The organism is Olsenella absiana (genome assembly GCF_036408855.1).
GTDB classification, from domain to species: Bacteria; Actinomycetota; Coriobacteriia; order Coriobacteriales; family Atopobiaceae; genus Olsenella_K; species Olsenella_K absiana.
On record NZ_JAZGJQ010000001.1, the window covers coordinates 388,509 to 412,554 of the forward strand.

The 24,046-nt window shown below is 68.6% G+C and carries 22 protein-coding genes, 3 tRNA genes and 1 other RNA gene; 18 read left to right on the plus strand and 8 right to left on the minus strand.

All coding sequences use genetic code 11. The features are described 5' to 3' along the window. Positions 1-443: 443 nt before the first annotated feature. The 7 genes from ftsZ (at position 444) to VXJ25_RS01640 (ending at position 5,801) form a co-directional block, all read left to right on the plus strand. Positions 444-1,565, plus strand: a complete 1,122-nt coding sequence (gene ftsZ, locus VXJ25_RS01610; protein ID WP_330957461.1) for a cell division protein FtsZ — start codon at positions 444-446, stop codon at positions 1,563-1,565. Between the two features lie 7 nt (positions 1,566-1,572). Next, positions 1,573-2,382, plus strand: coding sequence for a polyphenol oxidase family protein (locus tag VXJ25_RS01615; RefSeq protein ID WP_330957462.1), 810 nt, complete (start codon positions 1,573-1,575; stop codon positions 2,380-2,382). Positions 2,383-2,397: 15 nt separating this feature from the next. After that, a complete protein-coding gene (locus VXJ25_RS01620) occupies positions 2,398-3,132 on the plus strand; it encodes a YggS family pyridoxal phosphate-dependent enzyme (RefSeq protein WP_330957463.1) in 735 nt (244 codons plus the stop codon). A gap of 157 nt (positions 3,133-3,289) precedes the next feature. Then, positions 3,290-3,916 (plus strand): cell division protein SepF, encoded by a 627-nt coding sequence (locus VXJ25_RS01625; protein ID WP_330957464.1) that lies wholly within the window; start codon positions 3,290-3,292, stop codon positions 3,914-3,916. A 31-nt stretch (positions 3,917-3,947) separates the two neighbouring features. After that, on the plus strand, positions 3,948-4,757 hold the full coding sequence (gene proC, locus VXJ25_RS01630; protein WP_330957465.1) for a pyrroline-5-carboxylate reductase: 810 nt from the start codon (positions 3,948-3,950) through the stop codon (positions 4,755-4,757). Positions 4,758-4,771: 14 nt separating this feature from the next. Further along, complete coding sequence (locus VXJ25_RS01635; protein WP_330957466.1) at positions 4,772-5,032, plus strand: YggT family protein; 261 nt, start codon at positions 4,772-4,774, stop codon at positions 5,030-5,032. Between the two features lie 58 nt (positions 5,033-5,090). Then, positions 5,091-5,801 carry a DivIVA domain-containing protein gene (locus VXJ25_RS01640; RefSeq protein WP_330957467.1) on the plus strand — a complete coding sequence of 237 codons (711 nt, stop codon included), beginning with the start codon at positions 5,091-5,093 and terminating at the stop codon, positions 5,799-5,801. A gap of 121 nt (positions 5,802-5,922) precedes the next feature. On the opposite strand, the gene VXJ25_RS01645 is transcribed toward VXJ25_RS01640, so the two are convergent. From VXJ25_RS01645 to rnpB, 3 genes are all read right to left on the minus strand, one after another. Next, on the minus strand, positions 5,923-6,861 hold the full coding sequence (locus VXJ25_RS01645; protein WP_330957468.1) for a TIGR03915 family putative DNA repair protein: 939 nt from the start codon (positions 6,859-6,861) through the stop codon (positions 5,923-5,925). 94 nt (positions 6,862-6,955) lie between these two features. Further along, the gene (locus VXJ25_RS01650) at positions 6,956-8,392 is read right to left on the minus strand and encodes a putative DNA modification/repair radical SAM protein (RefSeq protein WP_330957469.1); all 1,437 of its coding nucleotides are present in this window, start codon (positions 8,390-8,392) and stop codon (positions 6,956-6,958) included. 203 nt (positions 8,393-8,595) lie between these two features. Next, positions 8,596-8,960, minus strand: an RNA gene (gene rnpB / locus VXJ25_RS01655) — RNase P RNA component class A. A 487-nt stretch (positions 8,961-9,447) separates the two neighbouring features. On the opposite strand from rnpB, the gene VXJ25_RS01660 reads away from it, so the two are divergent. Both VXJ25_RS01660 and VXJ25_RS01665 read left to right on the plus strand, forming a co-directional pair. Continuing rightward, positions 9,448-11,046: an Eco57I restriction-modification methylase domain-containing protein gene (locus VXJ25_RS01660; protein WP_330957470.1), complete on the plus strand. Its 1,599-nt coding sequence runs from the start codon at positions 9,448-9,450 to the stop codon at positions 11,044-11,046. Further along, entirely contained in the window at positions 11,039-11,695 is a 657-nt protein-coding gene (locus tag VXJ25_RS01665; RefSeq protein WP_330957471.1) for a PaeR7I family type II restriction endonuclease, read from the plus strand. The genes VXJ25_RS01660 and VXJ25_RS01665 overlap by 8 nt, the downstream gene beginning before the upstream one ends. A 386-nt stretch (positions 11,696-12,081) precedes the next feature. On the opposite strand, the gene VXJ25_RS01670 is transcribed toward VXJ25_RS01665, so the two are convergent. Further along, positions 12,082-12,765: a DUF4417 domain-containing protein gene (locus VXJ25_RS01670; RefSeq protein ID WP_330957472.1), complete on the minus strand. Its 684-nt coding sequence runs from the start codon at positions 12,763-12,765 to the stop codon at positions 12,082-12,084. A 5-nt stretch (positions 12,766-12,770) separates the two neighbouring features. Between VXJ25_RS01670 and VXJ25_RS01675 the strand changes: the two genes are divergently transcribed. The 3 genes from VXJ25_RS01675 (at position 12,771) to VXJ25_RS01685 (ending at position 14,595) form a co-directional block, all read left to right on the plus strand. Beyond that, entirely contained in the window at positions 12,771-13,133 is a 363-nt protein-coding gene (locus VXJ25_RS01675) for a hypothetical protein (protein ID WP_330957473.1), read from the plus strand. Between the two features lie 160 nt (positions 13,134-13,293). Next, complete coding sequence (locus VXJ25_RS01680) at positions 13,294-13,932, plus strand: IMPACT family protein (protein ID WP_330957474.1); 639 nt, start codon at positions 13,294-13,296, stop codon at positions 13,930-13,932. A gap of 84 nt (positions 13,933-14,016) precedes the next feature. Further along, a complete protein-coding gene (locus tag VXJ25_RS01685; protein WP_330957475.1) occupies positions 14,017-14,595 on the plus strand; it encodes a PTS sugar transporter subunit IIA in 579 nt (192 codons plus the stop codon). A gap of 34 nt (positions 14,596-14,629) precedes the next feature. On the opposite strand, the gene VXJ25_RS01690 is transcribed toward VXJ25_RS01685, so the two are convergent. Next, entirely contained in the window at positions 14,630-16,078 is a 1,449-nt protein-coding gene (locus VXJ25_RS01690; RefSeq protein ID WP_330957476.1) for a C1 family peptidase, read from the minus strand. Between the two features lie 60 nt (positions 16,079-16,138). Then, complete coding sequence (locus VXJ25_RS01695) at positions 16,139-17,497, minus strand: C1 family peptidase (protein WP_330957477.1); 1,359 nt, start codon at positions 17,495-17,497, stop codon at positions 16,139-16,141. Between the two features lie 223 nt (positions 17,498-17,720). Between VXJ25_RS01695 and VXJ25_RS01700 the strand changes: the two genes are divergently transcribed. The 6 genes from VXJ25_RS01700 to VXJ25_RS01725 all read left to right on the plus strand — a co-directional run bounded on the left by VXJ25_RS01700 (position 17,721) and on the right by VXJ25_RS01725 (position 20,933). Next, positions 17,721-19,124 carry a CCA tRNA nucleotidyltransferase gene (locus VXJ25_RS01700; RefSeq protein ID WP_330957478.1) on the plus strand — a complete coding sequence of 468 codons (1,404 nt, stop codon included), beginning with the start codon at positions 17,721-17,723 and terminating at the stop codon, positions 19,122-19,124. Positions 19,125-19,295: 171 nt separating this feature from the next. Continuing rightward, positions 19,296-19,535 carry a hypothetical protein gene (locus tag VXJ25_RS01705; protein ID WP_330957479.1) on the plus strand — a complete coding sequence of 80 codons (240 nt, stop codon included), beginning with the start codon at positions 19,296-19,298 and terminating at the stop codon, positions 19,533-19,535. Positions 19,536-19,742: 207 nt separating this feature from the next. Continuing rightward, positions 19,743-19,816 (plus strand) — tRNA-Gln (locus VXJ25_RS01710). A 15-nt stretch (positions 19,817-19,831) separates the two neighbouring features. After that, a tRNA-Glu gene (locus tag VXJ25_RS01715) sits at positions 19,832-19,908 on the plus strand. A gap of 37 nt (positions 19,909-19,945) precedes the next feature. Next, positions 19,946-20,022 (plus strand) — tRNA-Glu (locus tag VXJ25_RS01720). A gap of 101 nt (positions 20,023-20,123) precedes the next feature. Continuing rightward, positions 20,124-20,933 carry a hypothetical protein gene (locus VXJ25_RS01725; RefSeq protein WP_330957480.1) on the plus strand — a complete coding sequence of 270 codons (810 nt, stop codon included), beginning with the start codon at positions 20,124-20,126 and terminating at the stop codon, positions 20,931-20,933. Here the strand turns inward: VXJ25_RS01725 and VXJ25_RS01730 are convergent. Next, positions 20,911-22,278 (minus strand): glutamate-cysteine ligase family protein, encoded by a 1,368-nt coding sequence (locus VXJ25_RS01730; RefSeq protein WP_330957481.1) that lies wholly within the window; start codon positions 22,276-22,278, stop codon positions 20,911-20,913. The two genes, VXJ25_RS01725 and VXJ25_RS01730, sit on opposite strands and share 23 nt — an antisense overlap. A gap of 103 nt (positions 22,279-22,381) precedes the next feature. Continuing rightward, positions 22,382-24,043: an L-serine ammonia-lyase, iron-sulfur-dependent, subunit alpha gene (sdaAA, locus tag VXJ25_RS01735; protein WP_330957482.1), complete on the minus strand. Its 1,662-nt coding sequence runs from the start codon at positions 24,041-24,043 to the stop codon at positions 22,382-22,384. Positions 24,044-24,046 lie beyond the last annotated feature (3 nt).

The window sequence follows — 24,046 nt, forward strand, 5'->3', positions numbered from 1 at the left end:
CGATTCCGTGCGAGCCTCGATCCTGTCCCACGTAGGGCCCGACCGAGCCTCGAGGAAGGCTCGAACCCTCGAGGCCTTGAGGCTCGCACGCTGGCCCGAACGTACGCAGAAACTCTTGACCTCAAGCTCAGCCTGATGGTTTTCCGTGCCCGAATTGTGGCCATCTACCTGCGGAATCCATAGTTTCGACAAAAACGTTGACGCGGGGCTTTTGGTTGTGCAAATATATCGCGCTTTGCATGAGGCGTTGAGGTTAACTTGAGGTTGAGGGTTTTGGCCTCGGCAAACGCACCAGCACGGAGCACCACCGCACCACCCAGACGAACCACAAACGCACCACCATCGCACCCCAAACGCAGCAGCACGCAGACTCGTTAGCACCAACCAGGCAGGCAGTGACAAGGCGCCGCTCGACCAGGACCGCGCCCAAGCAAGGAGGAACCATGAACGAGAACGAGATTCCCAGCAATTACCTCGCGGTCATCAAGGTCGTCGGCGTCGGCGGCGGCGGCACCAACGCGGTCAACCGCATGATCGAGGAGGGCATCCGCGGGGTCGAGTTCGTGGCCGTCAACACCGACGCGCAGGCGCTCGCCCTCTCTGACGCCGACATCAAGGTCCACATCGGCACCGACATCACCAAGGGCCTGGGCGCGGGCGCCGTCCCCGAGGTCGGCGCCGAGGCCGCCGAGGACTCCCGTGACGAGATCAAGGCCGCCATCGCCGGCTCCGACATGGTCTTCATCACCGCGGGCGAGGGCGGCGGCACCGGTACCGGCGCCGCCCCCGTGGTCGCCGACATCGCGAAGAACGACGTGGGCGCCCTCACCGTCGGCGTCGTGACCAAGCCCTTCGCCTTCGAGGGCCGCAAGCGCGCGACCAACGCCTCCTCCGGCATCAAGAACCTCTCCGACAACGTCGACACCCTGATCGTGATCCCCAACGACCGCCTGCTCGACCTCTCCGAGAAGAAGACGACCATGCTCGAGGCCTTCCGCATGGCCGACGACGTCCTGTGCCAGGGCTGCCAGGGCATCACGGACCTCATCACCGTCCCGGGCCTGATCAACCTCGACTTCGCGGACGTCTGCACGATCATGAAGGGCGCCGGCACGGCCATGATGGGCATCGGCATCGCCTCCGGCGACAACCGAGCGGCCGACGCGGCCGAGGAGGCCATCTCCAGCCGCATGCTCGAGAGCTCCATCGACGGCGCCACCCGTGTCCTGCTCTCCATCGCCGGCAACAAGGACCTCGGCATCCAGGAAATCAACGACGCGGCCGACATCGTTGCCAAGAACGTCGACGCTGATGCCAACATCATCTTCGGCACGGTCGTCGACGAGTCCCTGGGCGACCAGGTCCGCGTGACCGTCATCGCCACCGGCTTCAAGGACGACAACGTCACCAACCCCGGCGTCGGCTCCGCCTCCGCTCCCTCCGACCGCCGCTCCGGCGCGCGCGGCTCGCGTCCCGCGTCCCGTCCCGCCGCGGGCTCTCGCCAGTCCTCCGGCGAGCGCGACTTCGACATCCCCGACTTCCTCAAGCGCAGCACGCGCATGTAGGTGCCAGATGCCCGGGCCGCTCATCGAAAGGTTCGGCTCGCGCGGCGTGACCCTGCTCGGCGACAGGAGCCGCCCGTGCGGGGTCACGTTCGCGTTCACGGAGCGCACGGGAGGCGCCTCCGGAGGCGACTTCGCCTCGCTGAACCTCGGGGACGCGTGCGGTGACGACCCTGCCCTCGTGGCCGAGAACCGCCGGCGCGTCCTCGCCGCTCTCGGGGCTGAGGGGTGCCTCGGACGCCTCGTATGCCCGCGGCAGGTGCACGGAGACAGGGTGGTCGTCGTCGACGATGCGGGGGAGGCCGCCCTCGGGCGCGTGCGAGCCGAGGCCGCCGAGGGCGCCGACGCCGTGGTCTGCACGGTCCCCGGGGTGCCGGTCCTTCTCTGCTTCGCGGACTGCGCGCCCGTGGTGCTCGTCGCCCCCGGCGGCTTCGCGGTCGTCCACTCGGGGTGGCGCGGCACGCTCGCGCGCATCTCCGCCAAGGCGGCACGCGTGCTGTGCGAGCGCACCGGGGCGGACGTCGCCGACGTCTGGGCCTACGTGGGCCCGCACGTCGGGGCTGGTGACTACGAGGTTTCGGAAGAGCTGATAGGGCGCTTCCGAGACGAGTTCGGTGCGAGAATCGAGCCGAGCAGCCGGCACCTCGACCTGGCGTCGGCGATAGGGTGCGCCCTCGACGAGGCGGGCGTTGCCCCCGGGCGCGTCGCCTGGGTAGGGGGCTCTACGGCCTCCGAGACCGACCGCTTCTTCTCGTACCGCGCCTCGGGGGGCCATTGCGGAAGGCATGGGGCCATCGCGCTCATGCGTGGGACAGACTGACGGAGCTGACCATCGATGCAGGTAGACGAGACACCAGAGCAGTACGGGGAGTTCCTCGCGGAGCGCAGGGCAGAGATCCTCGACAGGATCCGCGAGGCCTGCCGGCGCGCCGGGAGGGACGAGGGCGAGGTGTGCCTGCTCGCCGTCTCCAAGACGGTGGGCCCCGAGGAGGTGGCCCTCGCGTGGGAGGCGGGATACCGGGCCTTCGGCGAGAACCGCCCCCAGGAGCTCAAGCGCAAGGTCGAGGCCGCCAAGGCGCGCCCCGAGATGGCGCACGCCCGCTTCGACATGATCGGCAACCTGCAGACCAACAAGATCAACATGGTCCTCGGCAACGCGGAGCTCGTGCACTCGGTCTCCTCCGCCCACCTCGCCCAGGCCATCTCCAAGAGGGCCGAGGCGAAGGGGGTGCGCGTCCGCTACCTCGTCGAGACCAACGTCTCCGGCGAGGAGTCCAAGTCGGGCTTCTCCCCCGACGAGGTGAGGCGGGAGGTGGGCTCCCTGCTCGAGCTGCCGAACATGGAGCTCCTCGGCCTCATGACCATGGCTCCCGCCAACGACCCCGACGAGGCGCGACGCAGCTTCTCGGGGCTGAGGGAGCTTCGCGACGAGCTTGCCGCAGAGACCGGCCGCGCGCTCCCGGTGCTCTCCTGCGGGATGAGCGACGACTTCCAGATCGCGATAGAGGAGGGGTCGACCATCGTCCGGCTGGGGAGGACGGTCTTCAGCCCCGACTACCAGCTCAGGTAGGGGCGCCGACCCGGAGGCCCCGGGCGCGGGTCCGCGCACGACGTCCGCGAGCGGGGGAGACCCGGAAGCACCACGGACATGCCATAGACACTCCAAAGACACGCCACGCATGCACCACAGACGCACCACCGAGAGACCACGACAGGAAGAGGGCACCATGGGATTTCTGGACAACATCCGCGACAGGTTCTCGCACAACGGCAACGACGACTACTACGACGACGGCTACGAGGACGACTACTACGATGACGCGCAGGACGACGCGCCTGCCGGCAGTGGACTGCTCGGCAACACGCCGCGTCCCGAGGCAGAGAGCGTCTCGGTCTACACGCGCTCCGGCAAGCCGGTGAGCAACAACGCCGGTGGCCCGAGCAGCTACGAGGGCCAGAACCTCGACGAGGGAAGCTACGCGCCGACGTACCGCCGCGAGGACGGCGCCCGTCCGTCGAGCGCCTACGAGCAGGACGACGTGCCGACGCGCCCCGCCCCGCGCGGCAACGCCTCCGGCCAGCTGCCGCCCTACGTCCTGAACGCCACCGCCTACGACGACGTCCAGGCCGTGGTGAGGCGCGTGAAGGGCAACCAGCCCGTCCTCCTGAACCTTTCCGACACCCCGGGTGACGTGGCCACGCGCATCCTCGACTTCTGCTTCGGCCTCTCCTTCGGCATCGAGGGCGAGGTCCAGCAGGTCGGCGACCAGGTCTTCGCGGTCCTGCCCGAGGGGATCCAGATCTCGCAGGCCGACCTCGACAGGCTCGTCGCGGACGGCACGCTCTCCCGGTAGGGACGTCTCAAGCTAGGGGCAGGTGGACTCAATGGACAAGATCAAGGCTACGGTGGGCATCGTCGGTGCGGGGTCGATGGGCGGCGCGATCGCGCGCGGCCTGGTCGCCTCCGGCGCCATGGACGCCTCTGACGTGTTCGCGTGCGACCCGAGCGCAGACAAGCTCGCCGCCCTCGCCGAGCTCGGAATCGGCGGCTTCGCGAGCGCCGAGAAGCTCGTGGACGCCGGCACCGACGTGGTCGTGCTGGCGGTCAAGCCCCAGGTGCTGCCCGAGGTGGCGGGCGGCCTGTCGGACAAGCTCGTGGGGAGGCTCGTGGTCTCCATCGCGGCGGGCGTCACGCTCTCCACGCTCGCGGACTACCTCGACGGCGCTCGCGTCATCCGCGTGATGCCCAACCTGCTCATCCAGGTCCTGAGCGGCGCCACGGCGATCGCGCCGGGACAGGCGGCCACTCCGGCCGACGTGGAGCTCGTGCGCGGGCTGTTCTCCGCGCTCGGCTGCGCGCAGGTCATGCGCGAGGACCAGCTCGACGCCGAGGGCGCCGTGGTGAGTTGTGGCCCCGCCTACCTGGCGCTCTTCGTCGACACCCTGACCAGGGCCGGCATCCGGGCGGGCCTTCCCGCCCAGGCCTGCCGCGAGATGGTCGAGATGACCATGCTCGGCGTGGGCAAGGCGCTTCTCGAGAGTGGGGAGCACCCCAGGGCCTACATGGAGAAGGTCACCTCGCCCGGCGGCACCACCGCGGCCGGCCTCCTCGCCCTGGAGCCCCACCTCCTCGAGGGCTCGTACGGTGCGGTCGACGCCGCGCTCGCGCGTACGCGCGAGCTGGCCGGCGCGTAGGGGAGGGGGGACGGTTGGTCTCGCTCGCCTACGTCGTGATGAGGCTCTTCGAGTTCTACGAGATCCTCGTGGTCGTTTGGTGCATTCTCTCCTGGATCCCCTTCTCGCCGGACGGCCTCCTCGGCGACGTCGCGACGGTGATCGACAGGATCGTGCACCCCTACGTCGGCGTTTTCCAGCGCTTCATCCCGCCCGTGGGCGGGCTGGACTTCTCCCCGGTGATCGCCCTGGTGGTTCTTAACTTCATCGAGCGACTCGTTGTGGGTATACTCTAACGCGTGTCACGCGCAACCGCCGGTGGCGGGGCACGGATAAGGATCGAAAGGGATTGAGATGGCCATTACTCCAGCTGACATCGAACAACTTGCGTTCTCGCCTTCCAAGCACGGATACGACACCGATGAGGTCGACGCCTTCCTCGAGCAGCTCTCGACCGAGGTCGATGCCATGCTGCAGAAGATCGCAGACCTCAAGGGCAGGCTGAACAACTCCGAGGCTCAGCTCCAGTCCTCGCAGGCCCAGGTCGCTGCCCTCCAGCAGCAGGTCGCCGACATGGAGGCCGAGGCCGCGGCGAGGCCGCAGCAGCCCGCCCCCGCGCCGGAGCTCTCCGCGCCGAGCACCGACCTGTCCGTCTCCGAGCGCCAGATCTCCCAGGTCCTCATCGTCGCCCAGCAGAGCGCCGACAAGCTCGTCGCCGACGCGCGCGACAACGCGGAGCGCATCCGCAACGAGGCCGACCAGAAGGCCCGCGAGGTCATCCGCCAGGCCCTCGCCGAGAAGCAGAACGAGCTCGACGAGATCGACCGCCTCAAGCAGTCGCGCGAGGACTTCCGCTCCGAGTACAAGAAGCTGCTGCAGCACTTCCTGGACGACGCCGACGCGGTCTTCCCCGAGTCGACGCCCGCCGCGGCCGCTCCCGCCGCGCCTGCGCCTGCCCCTGCGGCATCCGTCCCCGCGCCGGACGTGGACTCCACGGCCGTCGTGGAGCCGGTGACCGCCCCCGTGGCGTCCGCGCCGGGCGAGGACTTCGGCGACCTCGACTAGCGGGAACCTGTCTCGGACATAGCAGGAGATGAGAGGCCCCGTCCCTGGACGGGGCCCTTTCTGTCCGCAAGGCGCGGGTCTGCTCCACGCTGCCCCGCGGAGTGGGAAGGGGCACCCTCGCTTAGGCGGGGAGGCCACTTCCTTGGGCGGCAGCCTTCGCGAGCTCGGGCAGGCCCGCCCAGAAGCGCTTGGGCACCCAGCTCGTCCGCAGGTCGTAGCCCCTCTGGGAGCGGTCGCGACCGGGTAGGGCCACGCACTCGTAGAAGCGCCGCCACAGGGCCTCGACGTAGGCCTCCTCCGGCGCGTCGCTGCGGCGGGCGGCAAGCGCCGCCGCCTCGGCGGCGTCGAGGCGCACGAGACCGCAGTCGCGCCTGCCCGGGAGGTGGAAGGCAGCCACGAGGTGGACGGGGTCGAGGACGAAGAAGCGGTCGTCGAGGAGGCGCGCGGCGAAGTAGCTGCTCGTGAGCGGGATGGTGTCGTCCCTGGGGCTGAAGGTCGCGGCGAAGGAGCCGTCCTCCTGGCGGGAGAACCTGACGAACTGCCTCGTCCTCTCGCACTCCCCGGAGACCGAGAGCGAAAGGGCGTGCAGGTCGGCGACGCGAGGGTCCTGGAGCGCCGAGCGGACGACGCCGCCGCGTTCGAACGCGAGCCTCAGATATCGGTGGACGACCTCCGGGGCCGTCTCCGTGCTCGAGGCGCAGGCGTAGAGGACCCGTCGAACGCACGAGCCGGTACAGCCCCTCGGGCAGCGGCCCGCTCGCGCGCGCGGACAGCCCTCCGAGACGTGGCGCTCGAAGCCGCGCAGCACGCGCCGGGCGAGGGCGACCGTCTCGTCTGCTGCGCACGAGGGGCCCGAGACCAGCTGCTCGCCGAGACGCGGCTGGCAGCTGTCACGGCCGACGAGGCGGACTCGCGCGGGGTCGGCGTGGGCGAGGTAGAGCGTCCCCACGCCCGAGAGGATGCCCTCGGCCGTGGGCTCGCAGGCGACCGCGCAGGAGATGGCGTGGGAGAGGGCCTCCTGCAGGGAGCGGACGGCCCCGCCGACGGCGCCGGGGGCCAAGGGGGGCGCGGACCGATCGTCCCGCGAGCCGCCCAGCACGCCGCCGCGCGCCGTGGTGGGCGAGGGGTCCGCGCCGGCGGGCGGTACGGCGTCCTCAGAAGAGCGAGAGCTGGCCCTCAGCCTGCCTCCTCGTCCGGTTGTAGGAGCTTCCCCTGGCATCCTCCACCGCCTTCCGCCGAATCAGGTCCGCGTCGAGGGGCAGGCCCCGCGCCGTGGCGCCGTTGCAGGTCAGGAAGGGCCGCGCCCTCTTGAGCACGACCTTGAGGCGGCCCAGATCCTCGAAGCCGAGGATGCCCGAGCGTCGCGCGCGGACGATGCGGCGCGCCCCGACGGGGCCGATGCCGGGGACCCGGAGGAGCGTCTCGAGCGGCGCCTCGTTCACCTCGACGGGGAAGAGCCCGATGTGGCGCAGAGCCCAGGCGAGCTTGGGGTCGAGGTCGAGGTCCAGCCAGGGCTCCTCGGTGCTGGTGAGCTCGCCCGGCTTGAAGTCGTAGTAGCGCATGAGCCAGTCGGCCTGGTAGAGACGGTGCTCTCGGCGCAGCGGCACGGGCGTGCCCGGCTCGGGCAGGCGGTCGTCCTCGAGCATGGGCATGTAGGCGGAGAAGAAGATCCTCTTGAGGTCGTACTTCTCGTAGAGGGACCACGAGAGGCGCAGTATCTGGTCGTCGTTCTCGGGCGACGCCCCGACGATGAGCTGGGTCGACTGGCCGGCCGGCGCGAACGTGCGCCTCGAGGGGCTCACCCGGGAGCGGCGCGACGAGAGCCTGGGGGCGCCCGCCTCCTGCCCCAGGGCGAGGGGAGACCCAGGCCCGTGCGCGGCGTCACCCGGCGAGGCCTTCGCTGCGGGCGCCGCGGCACACGGCCCCAGGGGGCGCGAGGGCCCCCTCGAGCGGCCGCCACCCTGCCCCGAGGCCGCCCTCAGCCGGAGCTCCTCCTCGTCCCTGCCCCGCCGGATCTGGGCCATTGGACGCGTGATGCCGCAGGCGTCCTTGTCCGGACAGAGCGCCGTCAGAGAGGACGAGCTCGGAAGCTCTAGGTTCACGGAGAGGCGATCCGCGAGCCTCCCCAGCCACTCGACGAGCTCGGGTGAGGTGCCGGGGATGACCTTGGCGTGGACGTAGCCGTTGAAGAGGAGGTCCTGGCGCAGGACGCGGAGGCACTCCACCATGCGCTCGCACGTCTCGTCTGGCGTGCCGAGGACGCCGGAGGAGAGGAAGAGGCCCTCTATGTAGTTTCGCTTGTAGAAGTCCACCGTGAGCTCCGCGAGCTCGCGTGGCGCGAAGGTTGCCCTGGGGACGCTCGCGGACCTGCGGTTGACGCAGTAGGCGCAGTCATAGGAGCAGGCGTTGCTCATGAGGACCTTGAGGAGGGTGACGCATCGCCCGTCTGAGGTGAACGCGTGGCAGCAGCCGGCGGCGCGCGTCGTGCCCACCCGGCCGCTGACCGCCCCACGGTCCACGCCGGAGGAGGTACAGGCGGCGTCGTACCTCGCTGCTTCCGCGAGTATGCCCAGCTTGGAATAGGTGTCCACCGAAGCCTCCCGACCGCGTTGAGAACCTCTGTTCGGCAAGTGTAGCACCGAACAGGTGTCCGTACAAGGGGGATCCGAACAGGGGGCCTAACATCGAGGACCCGAACAGGGGAGGTCAGAAGAAGGGGACGCACAAGGCTGACGAGGGGCCGTGTTGATAAGGGAAGGGGCGCCCGCCGGTTGCGGGCGCCCGTTGGGGCGAAGTGCGAGGCGGGCCTATGAGCCGGGTTCTGTCGTGGACGACCATTTATCTACTGACGCCGTTACCGACGCCCTCTAGCGCGCAACCCGAGCGCGGGGCGGGCCACCCCATGGCGCTCCTATTTGCGTTTGCTCCGGAAGGGGCTTGCCAAGCCGCCGTGTCGCCACGACGCTGGTGGTCTCTTGCACCACCGTTTCAGCTTTTCCCTCACCCGCTCGCGCGGGCAGCGGGAGTCTTCTTTTCTGCGGCGCTTTCCGTCGGGTTACCCCGCCTGGCCGTTAGCCAGCTTCCTGCCCTGTGGAGCCCGGACTTTCCTCATGGCCGGACCGGTCGCCCGGTCGGCCCCGCGGTCGTCTGGCCCACCTCGCGCGGGGTATTGTAGCACACCTCGCAGGCGCGACAGCAGCCCGGCTGTGGTGTAGGGTGGGAATAGCTCAGCACATTATCGTGAGGTCTCTCTGGCGGCGTATCTGGTGGGCTGTGGTCTACCAGGCGCGTCGTCTTGCATTCGTGAACCTGCAAGCCAGTGGAGAGGTAGTTGCTCGCTCCTCCAGGCATGATGCGTGTTTGCCCAGTTGAAGAGACCTGGTAAGGGTATCTTGCTCCGCTATACCCAAGCAGCCTCACGATAATGTGCTGATGACCAGCGCCAATGAGGCTGGCACTCACGGAGTCGCTCTAAAGGAGCGAAACCCATCCCACTGGTACTCAAATGATACTCACGCAGGTAGATGGGTTAGTCTGACCTAAAACCAGGATGCCCCAAATGAACGGAGATTGTTGTCCTCGCCTGCGGGTATCATATTTGTTCTGTCGATATGTATTTGCCGGGTCGTTGGGGGAGGTGTTTCTTGTGACAGAGCCGGGAGTAGTTTTCACCAAGGACTGGGTTGTCGATCTCGTCCTCGATGTTGTGGGATACACCGTTGACAACGATTTGCTGGCTGGCTGTGTCGTTGAGCCGTCTTGTGGTGACGGTGCATTCCTTGGTCGCATTGTGACTCGTCTGTGCGAGCGAGCGAAGCGAGTAGGATCTTTGTCTGTGGAGAACCTCAAGCCGTGTGTAAGGGCATTTGACCTGGACGATGCCTCCGTCTCAGCAAGCAAGATGACTATTCGAAGGGCGCTGGTCCGTTTCGGCCTGAGCGAGAATGACTCGAAAACCCTCTCGGACGTGTGGGTGTCTCAGGGCGACTTTCTGATGGCAAACGTTCCGGCGGCTCGCTGGGTAGTCGGAAACCCCCCATACGTGCGCTCGTCATTGATTCCTCGCGAGCAGAGGAAAGCCTATTGCGAGTTGATGTCCTGCGTGACAATGGGGTCGGACCTTTACGTGGGCTTCTTCGAGAAAAGCCTTGAAGCCCTAACGGAAGACGGCGCCCTCTGTTTTATCTGTTCCGATCGATGGCTGCAGAACCGCTATGGCTCACGACTGCGCGCCTTCGTGTCGAAACGCTACAGCCTCGACGTTCACATCAGATTGCATGGGGTCTCCGCCTTCGAGGACGACGTGTCCGCCTATCCTGCGATTACCCTCATCCGAAGAGGGGCGGGCAGGCCCATGCGCTATATGGAGTGCCGGCCAAGGTTCTCTTTGAGTGACGTCCCGGCTGCCGAACGCTGGATTGCCTCGGGGGAGGGGGCCTACAGGTCCGAGAACGCGTCAGCGGATGTGCTTCGTCCCCTTTCCGGCTCTGGCTCGATTCCGCTTGCAGCCCCTGAGAAGCTGCAGTTGCTAGGAGACCTCGCCAGTCGCTACCCTCGCCTAGAGGATGCAGGCGTGAAGCTGGGCATCGGTATCGCCTCGGGATGCGACGAGGTGTATATCACCGAGGATCCCGATCTCGTGGAGAGGGACCGCATGCTGCCCCTGTTCTTCATGCGTGACTGGCGTGCCGGGCGTCGCGAAGCGACAAAGTACCTCGTAAACCCATGGAACGAGGACGGGACTCTCGTGAACCTCGATGACTATCCAAGGCTCAGGGGCTATTTCGAGGAGAACGAGGAGAGGCTAAGGCGCCGCAGGGTGGCGAAGGATCATCCTGACGCCTGGTACCGTACCCTCGACAAGCCAGACCAGTCTCTCATGGGGAAGGAGATGCTCCTGTTCCCTGATATGGCTGCGCGGGCGGACCCCGTTTACAGTGACGGGTCTCGCTACCCCCACCATAACTGCTACTGGATGACCTCGAGCGAGTGGGATGTGCGTTCTCTCGGCGGGCTGATGATGAGCGGTCTCGTCGAGGGGTATGTGGATGCCTTCGGGGTGAAGATGCGGGGTTCGACCCTCCGCTTCCAGGCACAATACCTGCGTAAGGTGCACATCCCTTACGCCGACGAGGTCGACGAGGACACGAGGCGCGAGCTCGCGGAGGCATTCATGGCGGGGAATCGTGAACGAGCGAATTCGGCGAGCAGAAGGGCTTATGGTTTGGAGGAAGCACATGCGTGATGATGTCAAAGAGGCGGTGCTCGACTGCGTCAGCTATGCTGTGACGAAGGGTACGCGGAGCGGCAGGCACATCGCTCCTCTTGCCACGAAGATTGCCGAGGACATGAGTCGTGTGGGCTATGACCCAGACTCCATATTCCTCGACGATGTGAACGTGACCCTTCCCGGCTGGTTCCGGCCTTCGAAGAAGTGGGATATTACCGCCTTCGAGGGCGGCGTTCTGGTTGCGGCCATCGAGCTCAAGAGCATCAACAGCAGCTTCGGCAACAACGCGAACAACCGCGCCGAAGAGGCGCTCGGCAGCGCGTTGGACGTCGAATACGCGACTCATAACCACCTCCTCGAGCCCAACGACCTGCCGCCCAACTTCGGCTATGTTCTCCTGATTCGCAAGACCCCTGAGAGCATGAGGCCTTCGAAGATTGGTGCCAAGTCGCGCTACGCCTTCGACAGGGAGTTTGAGAACTCGTCTTACGTCGAGAGGTTTACCATTCTGGGAAAGCGCCTGCTACGTGAGAGAATCTACCAAGCCGTGTGGGTCGCCGCTGTCGATCTTGAGAACGGCGTGGTGGAGGAGCCTGACCCGCTCATGACCTATGACAAGTTCGTCGCCCACCTCAAAGGTTGGATTGGCGTCATGAGGGTGTAAACGCATTTCATCTTAGGTGGCCTACAACCATCGAAAAGGGACTGCGGCAGAATTCTGGCGTAGGCGCTCCCTGCCCTTCCGGATATGGCTGCGTCCCCCGACTAACTCGCCTGTAGCGAGCTCGTGCCGAATGGCGTCGGCGGTGCCTCCGTCACCTATTCCAGAGCCTTTCCGGTACAGCTCGTTGATAATGCTTCTGGTGGTGTCGGTCGTTGCCTCGGACATAAGCGTATCGCGCGCCGTGGGGCTTGCGGGCTGTGGGACGATTCCGTCGACATGCCCGCCAATGCCATATCCAGGCTCTTGTCCGAGGTCGAGTGGCCTTTGCGGAGATCCGCTGGTCCCGTGGAAGTGGCCACTGTCAAAGCTTCCTCCCATTTCTACCCCTAGCCGCGGACGCGAGCGGGGCAGACGTGGATGGGGACACCCAGCGAAAGCAACCAGTCGCCTATGCCGTAGGAGGTGGAGCCGTACCAGATGATCTCCGTGGGCTCCAGAGCCTCGACGGCGAATCGGACGGCGCGCATGAGCGCCTCGCGGTCGGAGGGCTTCTTGACCGCCGCACGAGCACCGATGGCGATGGCGCTCCTGCGAGGGGTACCGTCCAGCATCCACGGAAGCCCCGACTCGCAGCGGACGTTCGGCACGCAGAGGGTGCCGTTTCTCTGCAGAAAGGAGCCAAGTGCCTGGTTACGGTAGGTGTTGTATGCTTTGAGGGCCACAGGGAAGTCGAGACAGGTGCTAAAGTCCGGCTCGATGACGCCAGCGAAGAGCTTCAGGCGGCCAAGGTAGCGAAACGGGTCGTTCCAGAATCGCTCGAACTGGTAATCGTCCAGATAGAAATCCACGAAGGCGTCGTAGTCGGTGCACGTGGGCTTCATCGCCTCGGAGAACGGGATGAGTCGAATCTCGCTGATGCCAGCGAGTGATACCGCCTCCATGAGAGGGAGGTCCATCGTGCCGACGAAGCTGGCTCCGTCTACCAGTCGCGCATGGAAGACGTCGCGCTGGTGGCGACGCATCTTACGCTTGATGCGGCGACGCTCCTCGCGGTTGGGCCCTGTAAGCATCTCCTTTGATAAGGGGTGAAGGTCTTGGTAAGACATTTAATAAGAGGCTCTACTCTGGAACCTGCGAGGTCTGTGGAAGGCTCTTTGTCAGCGCGAAGAAGACCAGGGGTCATTCGGATTGCATGAATCGACGACGCGTAATGAGGTCTCGTGCTAAACAGTATGCGATTAGAGTTGAAGGGGGAATTTCTCCCGAGGACGCAGCGAGGTCATTATCCATCTCAATTGCGGCTGCTCGCGAGATGCTCGAAGGCGATCAATACAAGTTTCTGGAGGGCATTGATTACTGGGGCTTAAGCCTTCCGAAGAAGGAACTCGAGAACCGCTGGAGCGTACAAGAATCAACGCTTCTCGTGAGTACTAAATGAGTATCAAAGAAAGGATAACGAGGGAGACGTGAGTGCACGATGTGAACGCTATGACATGATGTTATAGCCGAGCACACCCCATCCACGCCTACACTCATAGGGTGGGACGTGTCGCGCCGGGTGGGCGCCAGCGATTGGGTTTTGTGGAGGGGAGCGGGACGTGCAGGACTCCTACGAGACGATAGCGGCCGCGGCGCGGCCGGAGGGCGAGGTCGAGGACCGCAAGAGTCGCTTCATAGCGCAGCTCGCGCACGTGGCGTCCGAGCGGGAGGCGCGCGCGTTCGTCGACGCCGTCCGGGCCAGGCACCACGACGCCCGCCACAACGTGCCCGCCTGGATCCTCGCAGACGGGCGCGAGAAGCGCTCGGACGACGGCGAGCCCCAGGGCACCGCAGGCCAGCCGACCCTCGACGTCCTGCGCGGCGCGAACCTCAGGGACGTCTGCTGCGTGACGACCCGCTACTTCGGCGGCACGCTGCTGGGCCCGGGCGGCCTCGTGCGCGCCTACACCGCCGCGGCCCAGGCCGCCGTGGCGAGCGCCCGCGAGGCGGGCCAGGTCGTGACCATGACCCTCGTCACGCGGGTCACCTGCTCGGTCCCCTACGGCGCCTACGAGCGCGTGAGGCGCATGGCCGCGGACGCCCACGGGGTGCTCAAGGACACCATCTTCGCCGAGGACGTGCAGCTCACCTGGGTCTTCCCGGCCGGGGACGAGGTCGCCTTCACGCGGGCGATGGTCGATTTCGCCAACGGCGAGGACCTGTGCGTGGTGGGCGAGCCCGCCTTCGGGGAGCTCTAGCGGCGGGCGAGGCGGCGCGCCCTGCGGTATCATCACGGGGTCAGGTAGGCGGCGCGAGACGAGGGGTGCGAGACCATGGGGCTCATGGACAGGTTCAAGAGGAGGCCTCAGGCGACGCATGAGCGCCCGGAGGGCATCCGGGTCGCGGACGGGGCGGCCTCGGCCGGCTCCGTCCTCTCGGCGGTCACGGGCAGGCTCGTCGCCATGCGCGACATCCCCGACCCCGTGTTCGCCTCGGGGGCCCTCGGTGTCTGCGCGGGCGTCTGGCCCGAGGAGGACGTGGTCTTCGCCCCCGTCTCGGGCGTCGTCACGGCTGCCATGCCCCACGCCATAGTGATCGCGACCGACGACGGCCTCGAGCTGCTCGTCCACGCCGGCATCGACACGGTCGAGCTGAGGGGCGACGGCTTCGAGCTGTACTGCGGCCGCGGCGACCGCGTGAGGGCGGGCGACGCGCTGATGGCCTTCAGCCGCGCCAAGGTCGCGAAGGCCGGCTACCAGGACATCGTCATCTGCGTCGTGGCCAACTCGGACCGCTACGAGGACGTCACGGTGGAGGCCCCGCGCCAGGTGAGGGCGGGGGAGAAGATCATCGGCGTCGGGGCCAGGACGGACGTGGCGCCGGAGGAGGAGCCCCCCGGCGCCACGCTCACGTCCGCCTAGCGAGGCGCCCGGATCTGCCTGGGCGCAGGCCGGCCTAGCGCTGGGGCGGGAGCGCGCAGCAGATGCCTTCCCAGGGCAGGGCGTCGACGACGGGCCCCTCGTCCCAGATGCGCAGCAGCTCGTCGGGCACGAACTCGCGCCGCACCACCACGCCGCCGCCGTACAGCGCGTACCAGTCGGCGCTCATGATGAGGTAGCCGTCCTCGGTCACGCGGTCGCCCCAGCTGTTCTCGATGCGCCAGGCCTTGGGGCGGCCGTCCGCGCCGAGCTCCACGCCCTGGAAGACCATGGCGTGGGTCATGGACGTCTCGCGCGCGTCGTACATGGCGGCGCGGTCCATCGCGAGGTCCACGTCGAGGAGCCCCTCGTAGTCCATCGTGTCGGTGGCGAGGATGCCCGGCAGGTCGTCGACGTAGCGCGGGAAGTCCTGCATCACGTCGGAGCACATCTGGCACGGCACGCCCGCCTTGAGGGAGGCCACGGCGGCGTCTTCGAGGACCTCGTGCTCCACGTTCAGGAACCTCTGCGGCCTGCCGCCGCGCACGGTGTCCCACAGCCCCACGTGGTAGGTGCGCCCGAAGGGCCTGTCCTTGCCGGGGATGGAGACGAGCTCGACGTAGCCGTCCGGGTCGAAGGGCACGTAGCGCTCGACGAAGGCCCGGGGCGTGAGCCCCTCGTCCCTGAGCACGAGCTGCCGCTTGGGCTTGCCGTCCTTGTCGGTCGGCTGGGGCAGCTGCTCGCTCAGGAGCTCCGCCGGGACCTTCGCGCGCTCGCCGACGCGCATCTCCAGGTTGAAGGTCGCAGGCGGCTCGCCGAGGCAGATCGCGAGGGTGCGGTAGACGCCCCCGAGGAGCTCCTCCTTCTTCGCGCGCAGCTCGTCCTCGCCGGCGCCCCCGTCCGCGAGCGACCTCAGGACGTAGACGTCCTTGTGCAGCAGCCGCGAGAGGACGCGGTCCATCTGCTCGGAGTCCTGCGAGCAGGCGGTCTCGGGCATCGCCGACTTGGGTACGAGGCCCCACTTGCGCACCAGATTGGTCGCCATCGTCCAGTAGCCGCCGTCGGAGACGCCCCAGTCGAGCGCGAAGTCGAGCTCGCGGTCGTCCCAGGGCTCCGAGGCCAGCCTGATGGCGTTCTCGAGGAGCGCGTTGGCCTTCTCGAGCTTGTCGTAGAACATGCCGAAGGCCTGCGAGAACTCGAACGTGTCGACGTCGAGCAGCTCCATGGTCCCCTGCCTGAGCACGTTGAAGGTGGAGAACATCCAGCAGCGTCCGCTGTGGCGCTGGTTGGTGATCTTGCCGACCTTGGGCACGCTCACGCCGTAGGTGTCCGTGTAGGTGCGCAGCGTGGAGATGTCGCGCGCCGCCTTCATGAGGTTCGAGCTCGTGACCGCGTTTCGCGCGATCCTGTTCGCCCTGCTCGCCACGAACTCGTCGTGCTGCCTCTCGGCCCACTCGGTGCCGACGAGGCGTCCGTCTTCCGCCATCCGTCCCTCCTTGGTGCCGGGCCTCGCCCGGCCGGTCGCTTCCCGTCCTGCCGGCCTCTCCTAGTGGAGAAGGGCCAGCGAGCCCATGGGGTCCCAGGGCTCGAGCACTCGCGGCTCCTCGGTCTCGTAGGTCCGCCTCTCCTCCTCGCTGAGGTACCTCTTGTCGACGACCACCTGGTAGACGTACTCGTCGAACCACGCGTCGGACATCGTGTCGAAGCCGTCGCGGCCGTGGTCCTTGCCCCAGCTGTTCTCGACCTTCCAGAGGGTCGGCTTGCCCGCGTCGTCGAGGTCGACGCCCTCGAGCACCATCGCGTGGGTCATGAGGGACTCGCCGTAGTCGAGGCGGGAGGCCTTGTCGAAGCCGGCCTCCACGCGGAAGCCGAGCAGGCCGTCCACGTCGAGCGCGGCGGTGTCCATGATGCCCTCGGACGAGAGGTAGCTCTGCGCCACGTCGCAGCCGAACCAGACGGGCAGGCCGTCCTTGAGCTGCGCGATGGCGACGCGCTTGAGCTCGGAGGGCTCGAGGTTGAGGTAGCGGACGCCGCCGGCCTCCACCACGTTGCCCAGGCGGCTCACCGTGTAGGTGTGGCCGAAGGGCTTGTCCTCGGTGGGGGCGCTGATGAGCGAGACGTAGTCGTCGAGCTCCATGCCCACGGCCTCGGAGAAGAACTCCTGCGGCGTGAAGGTGCCGGAGAGCGCGAGCTTGTCGTCCTTGTCGCGCAGGCGCACCGAGAAGCTCTCGGGGGGCTCGCCGAGGCAGGTCACGAGCAGGCGGTAGACGTTGGTCATCGCCTCGGCCTTGAGCTGGCGCAGGCCCTCCTCGGAGCCGCCGCGGGCGCGGGAGTCGCGCAGGCGCTTGGCGGAGGCGCGCAGGTAGCGCGTGAGGTAGCTGTCGAGCTCGGCGGTGTTCTCGGAGCAGGCGGTCTCGGGCATGGCCTCCTTGGGCACGACGCCGTACTTGCGCACGAGGGCGCGGAACATGTCCCACTGGCCGCCGTCGCCGATGGGGTCCTGGAGCAGGTAGCTCACGAGGCGGCCGTGCAGCGGCTCGTCGGCCGTGTCGATGACGTTCTCGAGGAACCAGTTGCTCTTCTCGAGCTTGTCGAAGAAGAGCGGGTAGGCCTGCGAGAGCTCGAAGGTCTTGAGGTTGTACTTCTTGATGGTGCGGAAGCGCATCGTGTTGAGGCTGGCGAACATCCAGCAGCGCCCGGAGCGCTTCTGGTCGCAGCGGTCGCCCTGGGCGACCTCGACGTCGAAGGTGAGCGGGTTGGCCGCCACGCCCTCGGGGACGCGGGCGGCCTTGCGCAGGCCGACCGACGTGACGGCGTTCTTCGCGACGACGTTGGCGCGCTCGGAGCGGAAGTCCGTGCGGGCCTCGGCGAGGTCCTCCGCGGTGATTATGGTATGCGTGTCCATCAGGTCTCCTCGTGGTTGTACGGTGATGGCTGGCGGTCGGCCCGCGCGGATGCAACGCGTCCTGGCGGGGGCCCCGCCTCACGAGAGTCTAGCACGAGCGCTCCGGCGCCCCGCGCCGGCGCAGGGCGCACGTGCGGTGGCGGTATACTGGCATCCGGCATGCACGTGATCGGGCGTGTGCGCCCTCGGTCGGGGTCGCGGGCGCTGAGGCGAAGGGGGTCCTATGGGCGCGGTGGAGTTGGCTCGGCCTGACGAGCTCGCGGCGGCCTGCCCCGCGTACGCCCTCAGGGTCGTGCGCGCCCTCGAGTCGGCCGGCTGGGAGGCCTGGGTCGTCGGCGGGTGGGTGCGCGACGCCCTCAGGGGGGTGCGCGGGCACGACGTGGACGTGACGACCTCCGCCCCCTGGCGGGAGACCGAGCGCGTCCTCGCCTCCGCCGGGATCGAGGTGCACGAGACGGGCACGCGGCACGGCACCGTCACGGCGGTCGTGGACGGCAGGCCCGTGGAGACGACCACCTACCGCGTGGAGGGCTCCTACTCCGACCACCGCCACCCCGACGAGGTGCGCTTCGTGACCGACGTGCGCGAGGACCTCGCGCGGCGCGACTTCACGATAAACGCGATGGCCTGGCACCCCGACCGCGGCCTCCTGGACCCCTTCGGCGGCGCCGACGACCTTCTCGGGCGCACGATCCGCGCCGTCGGCGACCCCGCGCGCCGCTTCGACGAGGACGCCCTGCGCGTGCTCAGGGCGGTGCGCTTCGCCTGCAGGATGGGCTTCTCCATCGAACCTGCGACCCAGCGCGCGCTGGTCGCGAGCGCCGGCGGCCTGGCGGGCATCGCGCAGGAGAGGATCGGCCAGGAGCTGGACGGGATCGTGCGATCGGGGCGCGCGGGCTGGGCGCTCATGGCGGAGCCCGAGGTCATGTGCGCCGCCATCCCGGAGCTGCAGGACAGCTGGGGCTTCGACCAGAACAGCCCCTTCCACGTGTACGACGTGCTCGAGCACACCGCCCACGTCTGCTGCGCCTGCGAGGCCTTCACCGCAGGGCTCGCGAGCCCGCAGCTCAGGTGGGCGGCGCTCCTGCACGACGTCGCCAAGCCCGCGACCTACAGCGAGGACGTGACCGGTCGTGGCCACTTCTTCGGCCACCCGAAGGCGGGGGCGAGGATGAGCGCGCAGATCCTGCGCCGGCTCGCCATCCCCGGCGAGGTCGCCGTCCCGGCGACGCTGCTCGTGCGCTACCACGACCACGTGGTCCTGCCTACGAGGCGCTCGATGCTCAGGACCCTGCAGAAGTTCACCCACGCCTGCCCCGGGCGCGAGGTGCCGCTCACCTACGACCTGCTCGACCTCAAGCGGGCCGACGCCGTCTCCAAGTCGCCGAAGGTGGCGGGCTACGCCCACGAGCTCGACGAGATGGCGGTCGCGCTGAGGCGGGCGCTCGCCTCGCACGCCGCCTTCAAGGTGAGCCAGCTCGAGGTCGACGGCACGGACGTGATGCGGCAGCGGGGCATCCCTGCCGGCCCCGGCGTCGGCATGGTGCTCGAGTCGCTCGTGACCTGCGTGGTCGACGGCGACGTGCCCAACGACCGCGAGGCCGAGCTCAGGTGGCTCGAGCTCTAGGGGTCGCCTGGGCGCGTGCCGCCGCGCCTACTTTGAAGGTTTTGTAGCCGCGCCTGGCCCCTCGGTGCCAGGGTCCATAATGCCGTGGTTACCTGCGTCGCGCCGCGACGTGCCGGTCCGCCCGCGACGGCGGCGGGCCTGGCGCAGGGGTACGAGACCTAAGGAGTGCACATGGCGGGACTGCACTGCAGCGACTGCATCTTCTCGAGCATCGAGAAGAGCGCCAAGAACGGCGAGTACTTCGGGACCTGCGCGAAGGGCTACACGCTCACCAACCGGCATCCGCACGAGTGCGAGCTTGCGAGCTTCGCCCTCGAGGCGGACTCCCTCTTCCCCTCGGTGGACCCCTACGGCAAGCCCTACCTCGGCAGGAGCTGGGTCTGCCCGTCCTTCAGCAAGAGGGGCGCCTAGACGGCCACGGTGCTCCCGGGTCGACGGGCAGGCGGCGGTGCGTCACGTGCGCGGGCCGCGGGGTCCTGCGCCCGAGGCGTCCGGCAGGCCCGCCTTCGCCGTCTCTCCACAAAATCGGGGGCCGCAAAATTATTTCCGATTTGTGCTTGCAAACCTCCGAACCCTCCTGTAAAGTATCTTCTCGCGTTGAAGGAAGCGCTGACTCATTGGGCCTTCGTCTAATGGTAGGACAGCAGATTCTGGTTCTGTCAGTGGGGGTTCGACTCCCTCAGGCCCAGCCATTCTTTCGCGTGCACGGCCCGTTCGTCTAGCGGTTTAGGACGCCGCCCTCTCAAGGCGGAGATCAGCAGTTCGAATCTGCTACGGGCTACCATGTTTTACCCGCTCCACTCAGCTGGGGCACCACATATGGCCCGTTCGTCTAGCGGTTTAGGACGCCGCCCTCTCAAGGCGGAGATCAGCAGTTCGAATCTGCTACGGGCTACCAAACATACGGCAGGTCACCGATTGAGTCGGTGGCCTGCCTTGTTTGTGCGGCATACTTGGTGCCTGCGGGCCCGAGGGGCGGCAGGCACCAAGGAGGTCGAGATGCTGGACGCAGAAGGGGCGAGGGCAGGGATCGCGAGCTGCATCGCAGGGTTCTGTCGGCGCTACCGAGAGGGGCTCGGGCTTGCGACGGACTGGGGCCGCCCGCTGGTCGGCTTCGCGGACGCCGGGGGCGCCTGCGTGCGCGACCTGCGATGCGTGGTCTCGCCCACCCACCACCTGCCGCAGGAGTTCCTCCCGGGAGCGACGGTCGTGGTCTGCTACTTCCTTCCCTTCGCGCCCGCCGTCGAGCGCGCCAACCGCGGCGGGGAGGAGCCCTCGGCCGTCTGGGTGGACGCCTACAACGATACCAACCGTGTGTTCCCGTTGATAAACGACGAGGTCGCCCGCCTCGTCGAGGGGTGGGGGTACCACGCGGCCTCGCCCCGCGACACGGGCTTCACAGGCGACGGGCGCATCCTGAGCAACTGGTCCCAGCGCCACCTCGCCTTCGCGGCGGGGCTCGGCACCTTCGGGCTCAACAATATGCTGATCACCGAGGCCGGCACCTGCGGGCGGCTCTTTTCGCTCGTCTCCGACCTGCCAATCGCCCCCGACGCGCCGCTCGCCGTGGAGCGCTGCCTCCACAAGCGCGACGGGAGCTGCGGCCTGTGCGTCGACCGCTGTCCCATCGGGGCGCTGGGGGAGCGGGGGACCTTCGACCGCAAGGCCTGCTACGACCGGCTGAACGGCTTCGACCGCAGGCTCGGCGCGGACGTGTGCGGCAAGTGCGTCGTGGGGCTGCCGTGCACCTTTCGCGACCCGAGCGCCCCGCGGCCGGCCGACGGCGCTAGATGCCCAGGTACTCCCTGATGGAGAGGGGCGGCACGTCCGCCGCGGTGAAGGCGTCCGCTGGGACCATGCGGACGTCCCAGAGCGTGGCCAGCTCGTCGAGGATGCGCCGCTCCTTTGGGTCTGAGAGGCCCGCGCGGGAGATGCGCAGGAGCTTCTCGACGAGGTCCGCCGCGGGCCTGCCGTAGACGCTCGCGTTCCAGCCGCTCAGCCTGAGCGCGGTCTTGGCCCGCTCCACGTCCGACTCGCTCACGCGTCCGACGAGCTCGCGCGCGGCGGAGAAGGACTCGTCGCTGTAGAAGATGCCCTTGAGGAAGGCCGCGTAGGCGGCGGCGTAGCGCGGGCGCATAGAGTCGGCCTGGCGCAGCTCGATGTAGCCGCGCAGGCGCACGTCGGGCAGGGCCATGTCGTAGAGGCGGACGATCTCCGAGCCCGAGAGGGCGCGCGAGCGCAGGACGTCGCCCACGGTCTGGCTGCCGGTCGAGGTGGTGGTCCCCAGGGAGTCGGTGAACAGGATGGGTTCGAGGCCCTCGAGCCAGCTCACGTAGGTCTCGAAGGTGAAGCGGCCGTCGAAGGTGCCGGGGACGACGCCGCAGCGCTTGGGGTCGACCTCCTCCCAGACGAGCGACCTCGTCATCCGCGGGGTGTGGCGCGCGTCCGACCCGCGGAAGCTGCGCGTGTTGTCCGTCAGGAACATGGTCAGCGGCGTGAGCGCGACCGCGAGCCGGTAGGAGTCGGCCGCGTCGGCCTCGTCGCCGTAGTCTAGGGTGACCTCGGTCGCGCACGAGCAGCGCATCGCGTCGCGCGCGTAGCGCCCGGTCTGCGAGAGGAACGCGTTCATGAGGGCGTAGCGCGTCTCGGGGACGAGCGAGACGTCGAGCGGCCCGGAGACGGTGGGGTTGTAGCCCTCCGCGAGCAGCGTGTAGTCGCGCCCCAGCTCGCCCGCGGCGACGTGCACCTCGCGGTCGAAGGCCTCGATCGCCTCGAGGAGGGAGGCGACGTGCGCACTCGGGCCGACCGAGCAGGCGAGCTGCGCCCCGGCGCCCACCGAGACGTCCAGGTCCACGCGCTCGCCAGAGCTCACCTGCACTCGGCCGGAGAAGCCCACGAGGCAGCCGTCGACCACCTGGGCGCCCTGGCCGCCGAAGAACTGCCTCAGGTGCTCGAGGAGCTCGCGCACCCCGCCCTCGCCCTCGTAGCCCACGGTGTGGTGCGCGCGCCTGTTGTAGACGAAGCGCTCGAGGCGGATGCCGACGGTGCGGCGGCCGTCGCCGTGGGTCCCGAAGCGCTCGCCGCCCATGAGGACGGAGAGCAGCTCCCCGTGGTTGCGGACGTAGGTGTCGTGGTTCGTCTCGGCGTCGGGCATGGGCGTGGCCTTCCTCGCTGGTTGCGTGCGTGCGCCACGGCGCCCCGCGCGCCCCGCGCCCCTTCGGGCGCGAGCGGCGAGCGCGACGTGGCCGGGGCCTATTCTAGCAGCCCGTCCTCGCGTCCCCGCGCCGGGCGCACGAGCCTGCGCGCCGCATGCAGGCGTCGCAGGCCGAGGGCGTCCCGGCGAGCCCGCCGACCGCGGTCTCGCGCAGGGAGGCGGGCAGCGACGCGCCGACGGACTTGAGGGCAGAGACGACCTCGTCGAACGGCAGCGGGTTCAGCACGCCCGAGAGGGCGAGCTGCGCCGCGCTGACGGCGTTGGCGACGCCGATGGCGTTGCGGTTCTGGCAGGGGTACTCGACGAGCCCGCGCACCGGGTCGCAGACGAGGCCGAGCAGATTGCCGATCGCGGTGGAGGCCGCGTCGAGGGCGAGCTCGGGCGTGCCGCCGAGGAGCTCGACCAGGGCCGCGGCGGCCATCGCGGAGGCCGACCCCACCTCGGCCTGGCAGCCCCCTTCCGCCCCGGAGACGGAGGCGTTGCGCGCGAGGAGGGCGCCCACGGCGCTGGCGCACCACAGGGCCTCCATGACCTGCTCGTCCGTCGCCCCCACCGCCTCGCCGACGGCCAGGAGGCAGCCGGGCACGACGCCTGCCGACCCCGCCGTGGGAGCCGCCACGATCACGCCCATCGTCGCCGAGCGCTCGAGGACCGCCATCGCGTAGGCGACGGCGCGGGTGAGCGTCTCGCCCATGAGGGGCGCGGCGAGCGCGCCTGAGGCGTCGCGGACCGAGCGCGCCTGGCCGCCGATGAGCCCCCCGAGGGAGGGCTGGGGGCTCTCGAGGGGCGCATGGGTCTCGTCGCGCATGACCGCGAGCACGCGCCCCATGCCGGCGTCGGCGGCCTCGGCGCCCAAAAGCTCGGCCTCGCGTGCCCGCATGAGCCGCCCGATCGTGGCCCGCGGGCGCCCCGTGCCGGCCTCGCCGGCGCCCCCGGCCTCCGCGTCCTTCTCGCCCAGCGCCGCGACGGCGCGCAGGAGCTCCGCGCCCGTCTCGAAGCCGTGGGCGAGCGTAGCCTCCGCGGAGGCGGGCGAGGTGCCGGGGATCTCGATCTTGGCGGCGAAGCGGACGTGGGCGAGGGAGAGCGCCTCGGAGACGAGCTCGTCGGTGACGGCCTCGTCGGACTCCACGATCGTGTAGGCCGTGCCGCCGCGGCGCTCGCGGTAGTTGCTCAGGGTGGCGATGTTGAGGCGCGCCGCGGAGACGACGCGGGTGAGCTCCGCGAGGACGCCCGCCGCGTCGTCGTGCACGACGAAGAGGGTGGGGTAGTCGCCCGTGACCTCGACCGCCACGCCGTTGATCTGCGAGAGGCGCACGCGCCCGCCGCCGAGCGACTCGCCGGTCACCACGCAGGCGCCGCGCTCCCCCTCCATCGTGATGACCACGGTGTTGGGGTGGTGGCGCACGTCCTCGCCGCGCTCGACGAAGTCGAAGGCGAGGCCGGCCTCGCGGGCCAGCGCGAAGGAGTCCCTCACGCGGGTGTCGTCCGGGGCGAGCCCGAGCATGCCCGCCACCAGGGCCCGGTCGGTGCCGTGGCCCCGGTAGGTGCGCGAGAAGGAGTTGTAGAGCTCGAAGGTGACGTGCGAGAGGCGGCCCGGCGCGAGCTCTCTGGCCACGAGCGCGATCCTCAGCGCGCCCGCGGTGTGGGAGCTGGAGGGCCCGACCATCACGGGGCCGAGGATCTCGAACGCGCTCGTGTTCATCATGGC

Excerpts from the sequence above, each read along its gene's own strand:
- VXJ25_RS01620 (WP_330957463.1), top strand. The coding sequence starts at position 2,398 with ATGCAGGTAGACGAGACACCAGAGCAGTACGGGGAGTTCCTCGCGGAG.
- proC (WP_330957465.1), top strand. The coding sequence starts at position 3,948 with ATGGACAAGATCAAGGCTACGGTGGGCATCGTCGGTGCGGGGTCGATG.
- VXJ25_RS01725 (WP_330957480.1), top strand. The coding sequence starts at position 20,124 with ATGCTGGACGCAGAAGGGGCGAGGGCAGGGATCGCGAGCTGCATCGCA.
- VXJ25_RS01640 (WP_330957467.1), top strand. The coding sequence starts at position 5,091 with ATGGCCATTACTCCAGCTGACATCGAACAACTTGCGTTCTCGCCTTCC.
- VXJ25_RS01690 (WP_330957476.1), bottom strand. The coding sequence starts at position 16,078 with ATGGCGGAAGACGGACGCCTCGTCGGCACCGAGTGGGCCGAGAGGCAG.
- VXJ25_RS01615 (WP_330957462.1), top strand. The coding sequence starts at position 1,573 with ATGCCCGGGCCGCTCATCGAAAGGTTCGGCTCGCGCGGCGTGACCCTG.
- VXJ25_RS01665 (WP_330957471.1), top strand. The coding sequence starts at position 11,039 with ATGCGTGATGATGTCAAAGAGGCGGTGCTCGACTGCGTCAGCTATGCT.
- VXJ25_RS01670 (WP_330957472.1), bottom strand. The coding sequence starts at position 12,765 with ATGCTTACAGGGCCCAACCGCGAGGAGCGTCGCCGCATCAAGCGTAAG.
- VXJ25_RS01700 (WP_330957478.1), top strand. The coding sequence starts at position 17,721 with ATGGGCGCGGTGGAGTTGGCTCGGCCTGACGAGCTCGCGGCGGCCTGC.
- VXJ25_RS01695 (WP_330957477.1), bottom strand. The coding sequence starts at position 17,497 with ATGGACACGCATACCATAATCACCGCGGAGGACCTCGCCGAGGCCCGC.
- VXJ25_RS01685 (WP_330957475.1), top strand. The coding sequence starts at position 14,017 with ATGGACAGGTTCAAGAGGAGGCCTCAGGCGACGCATGAGCGCCCGGAG.
- ftsZ (WP_330957461.1), top strand. The coding sequence starts at position 444 with ATGAACGAGAACGAGATTCCCAGCAATTACCTCGCGGTCATCAAGGTC.
- sdaAA (WP_330957482.1), bottom strand. The coding sequence starts at position 24,043 with ATGATGAACACGAGCGCGTTCGAGATCCTCGGCCCCGTGATGGTCGGG.
- VXJ25_RS01705 (WP_330957479.1), top strand. The coding sequence starts at position 19,296 with ATGGCGGGACTGCACTGCAGCGACTGCATCTTCTCGAGCATCGAGAAG.
- VXJ25_RS01730 (WP_330957481.1), bottom strand. The coding sequence starts at position 22,278 with ATGCCCGACGCCGAGACGAACCACGACACCTACGTCCGCAACCACGGG.
- VXJ25_RS01625 (WP_330957464.1), top strand. The coding sequence starts at position 3,290 with ATGGGATTTCTGGACAACATCCGCGACAGGTTCTCGCACAACGGCAAC.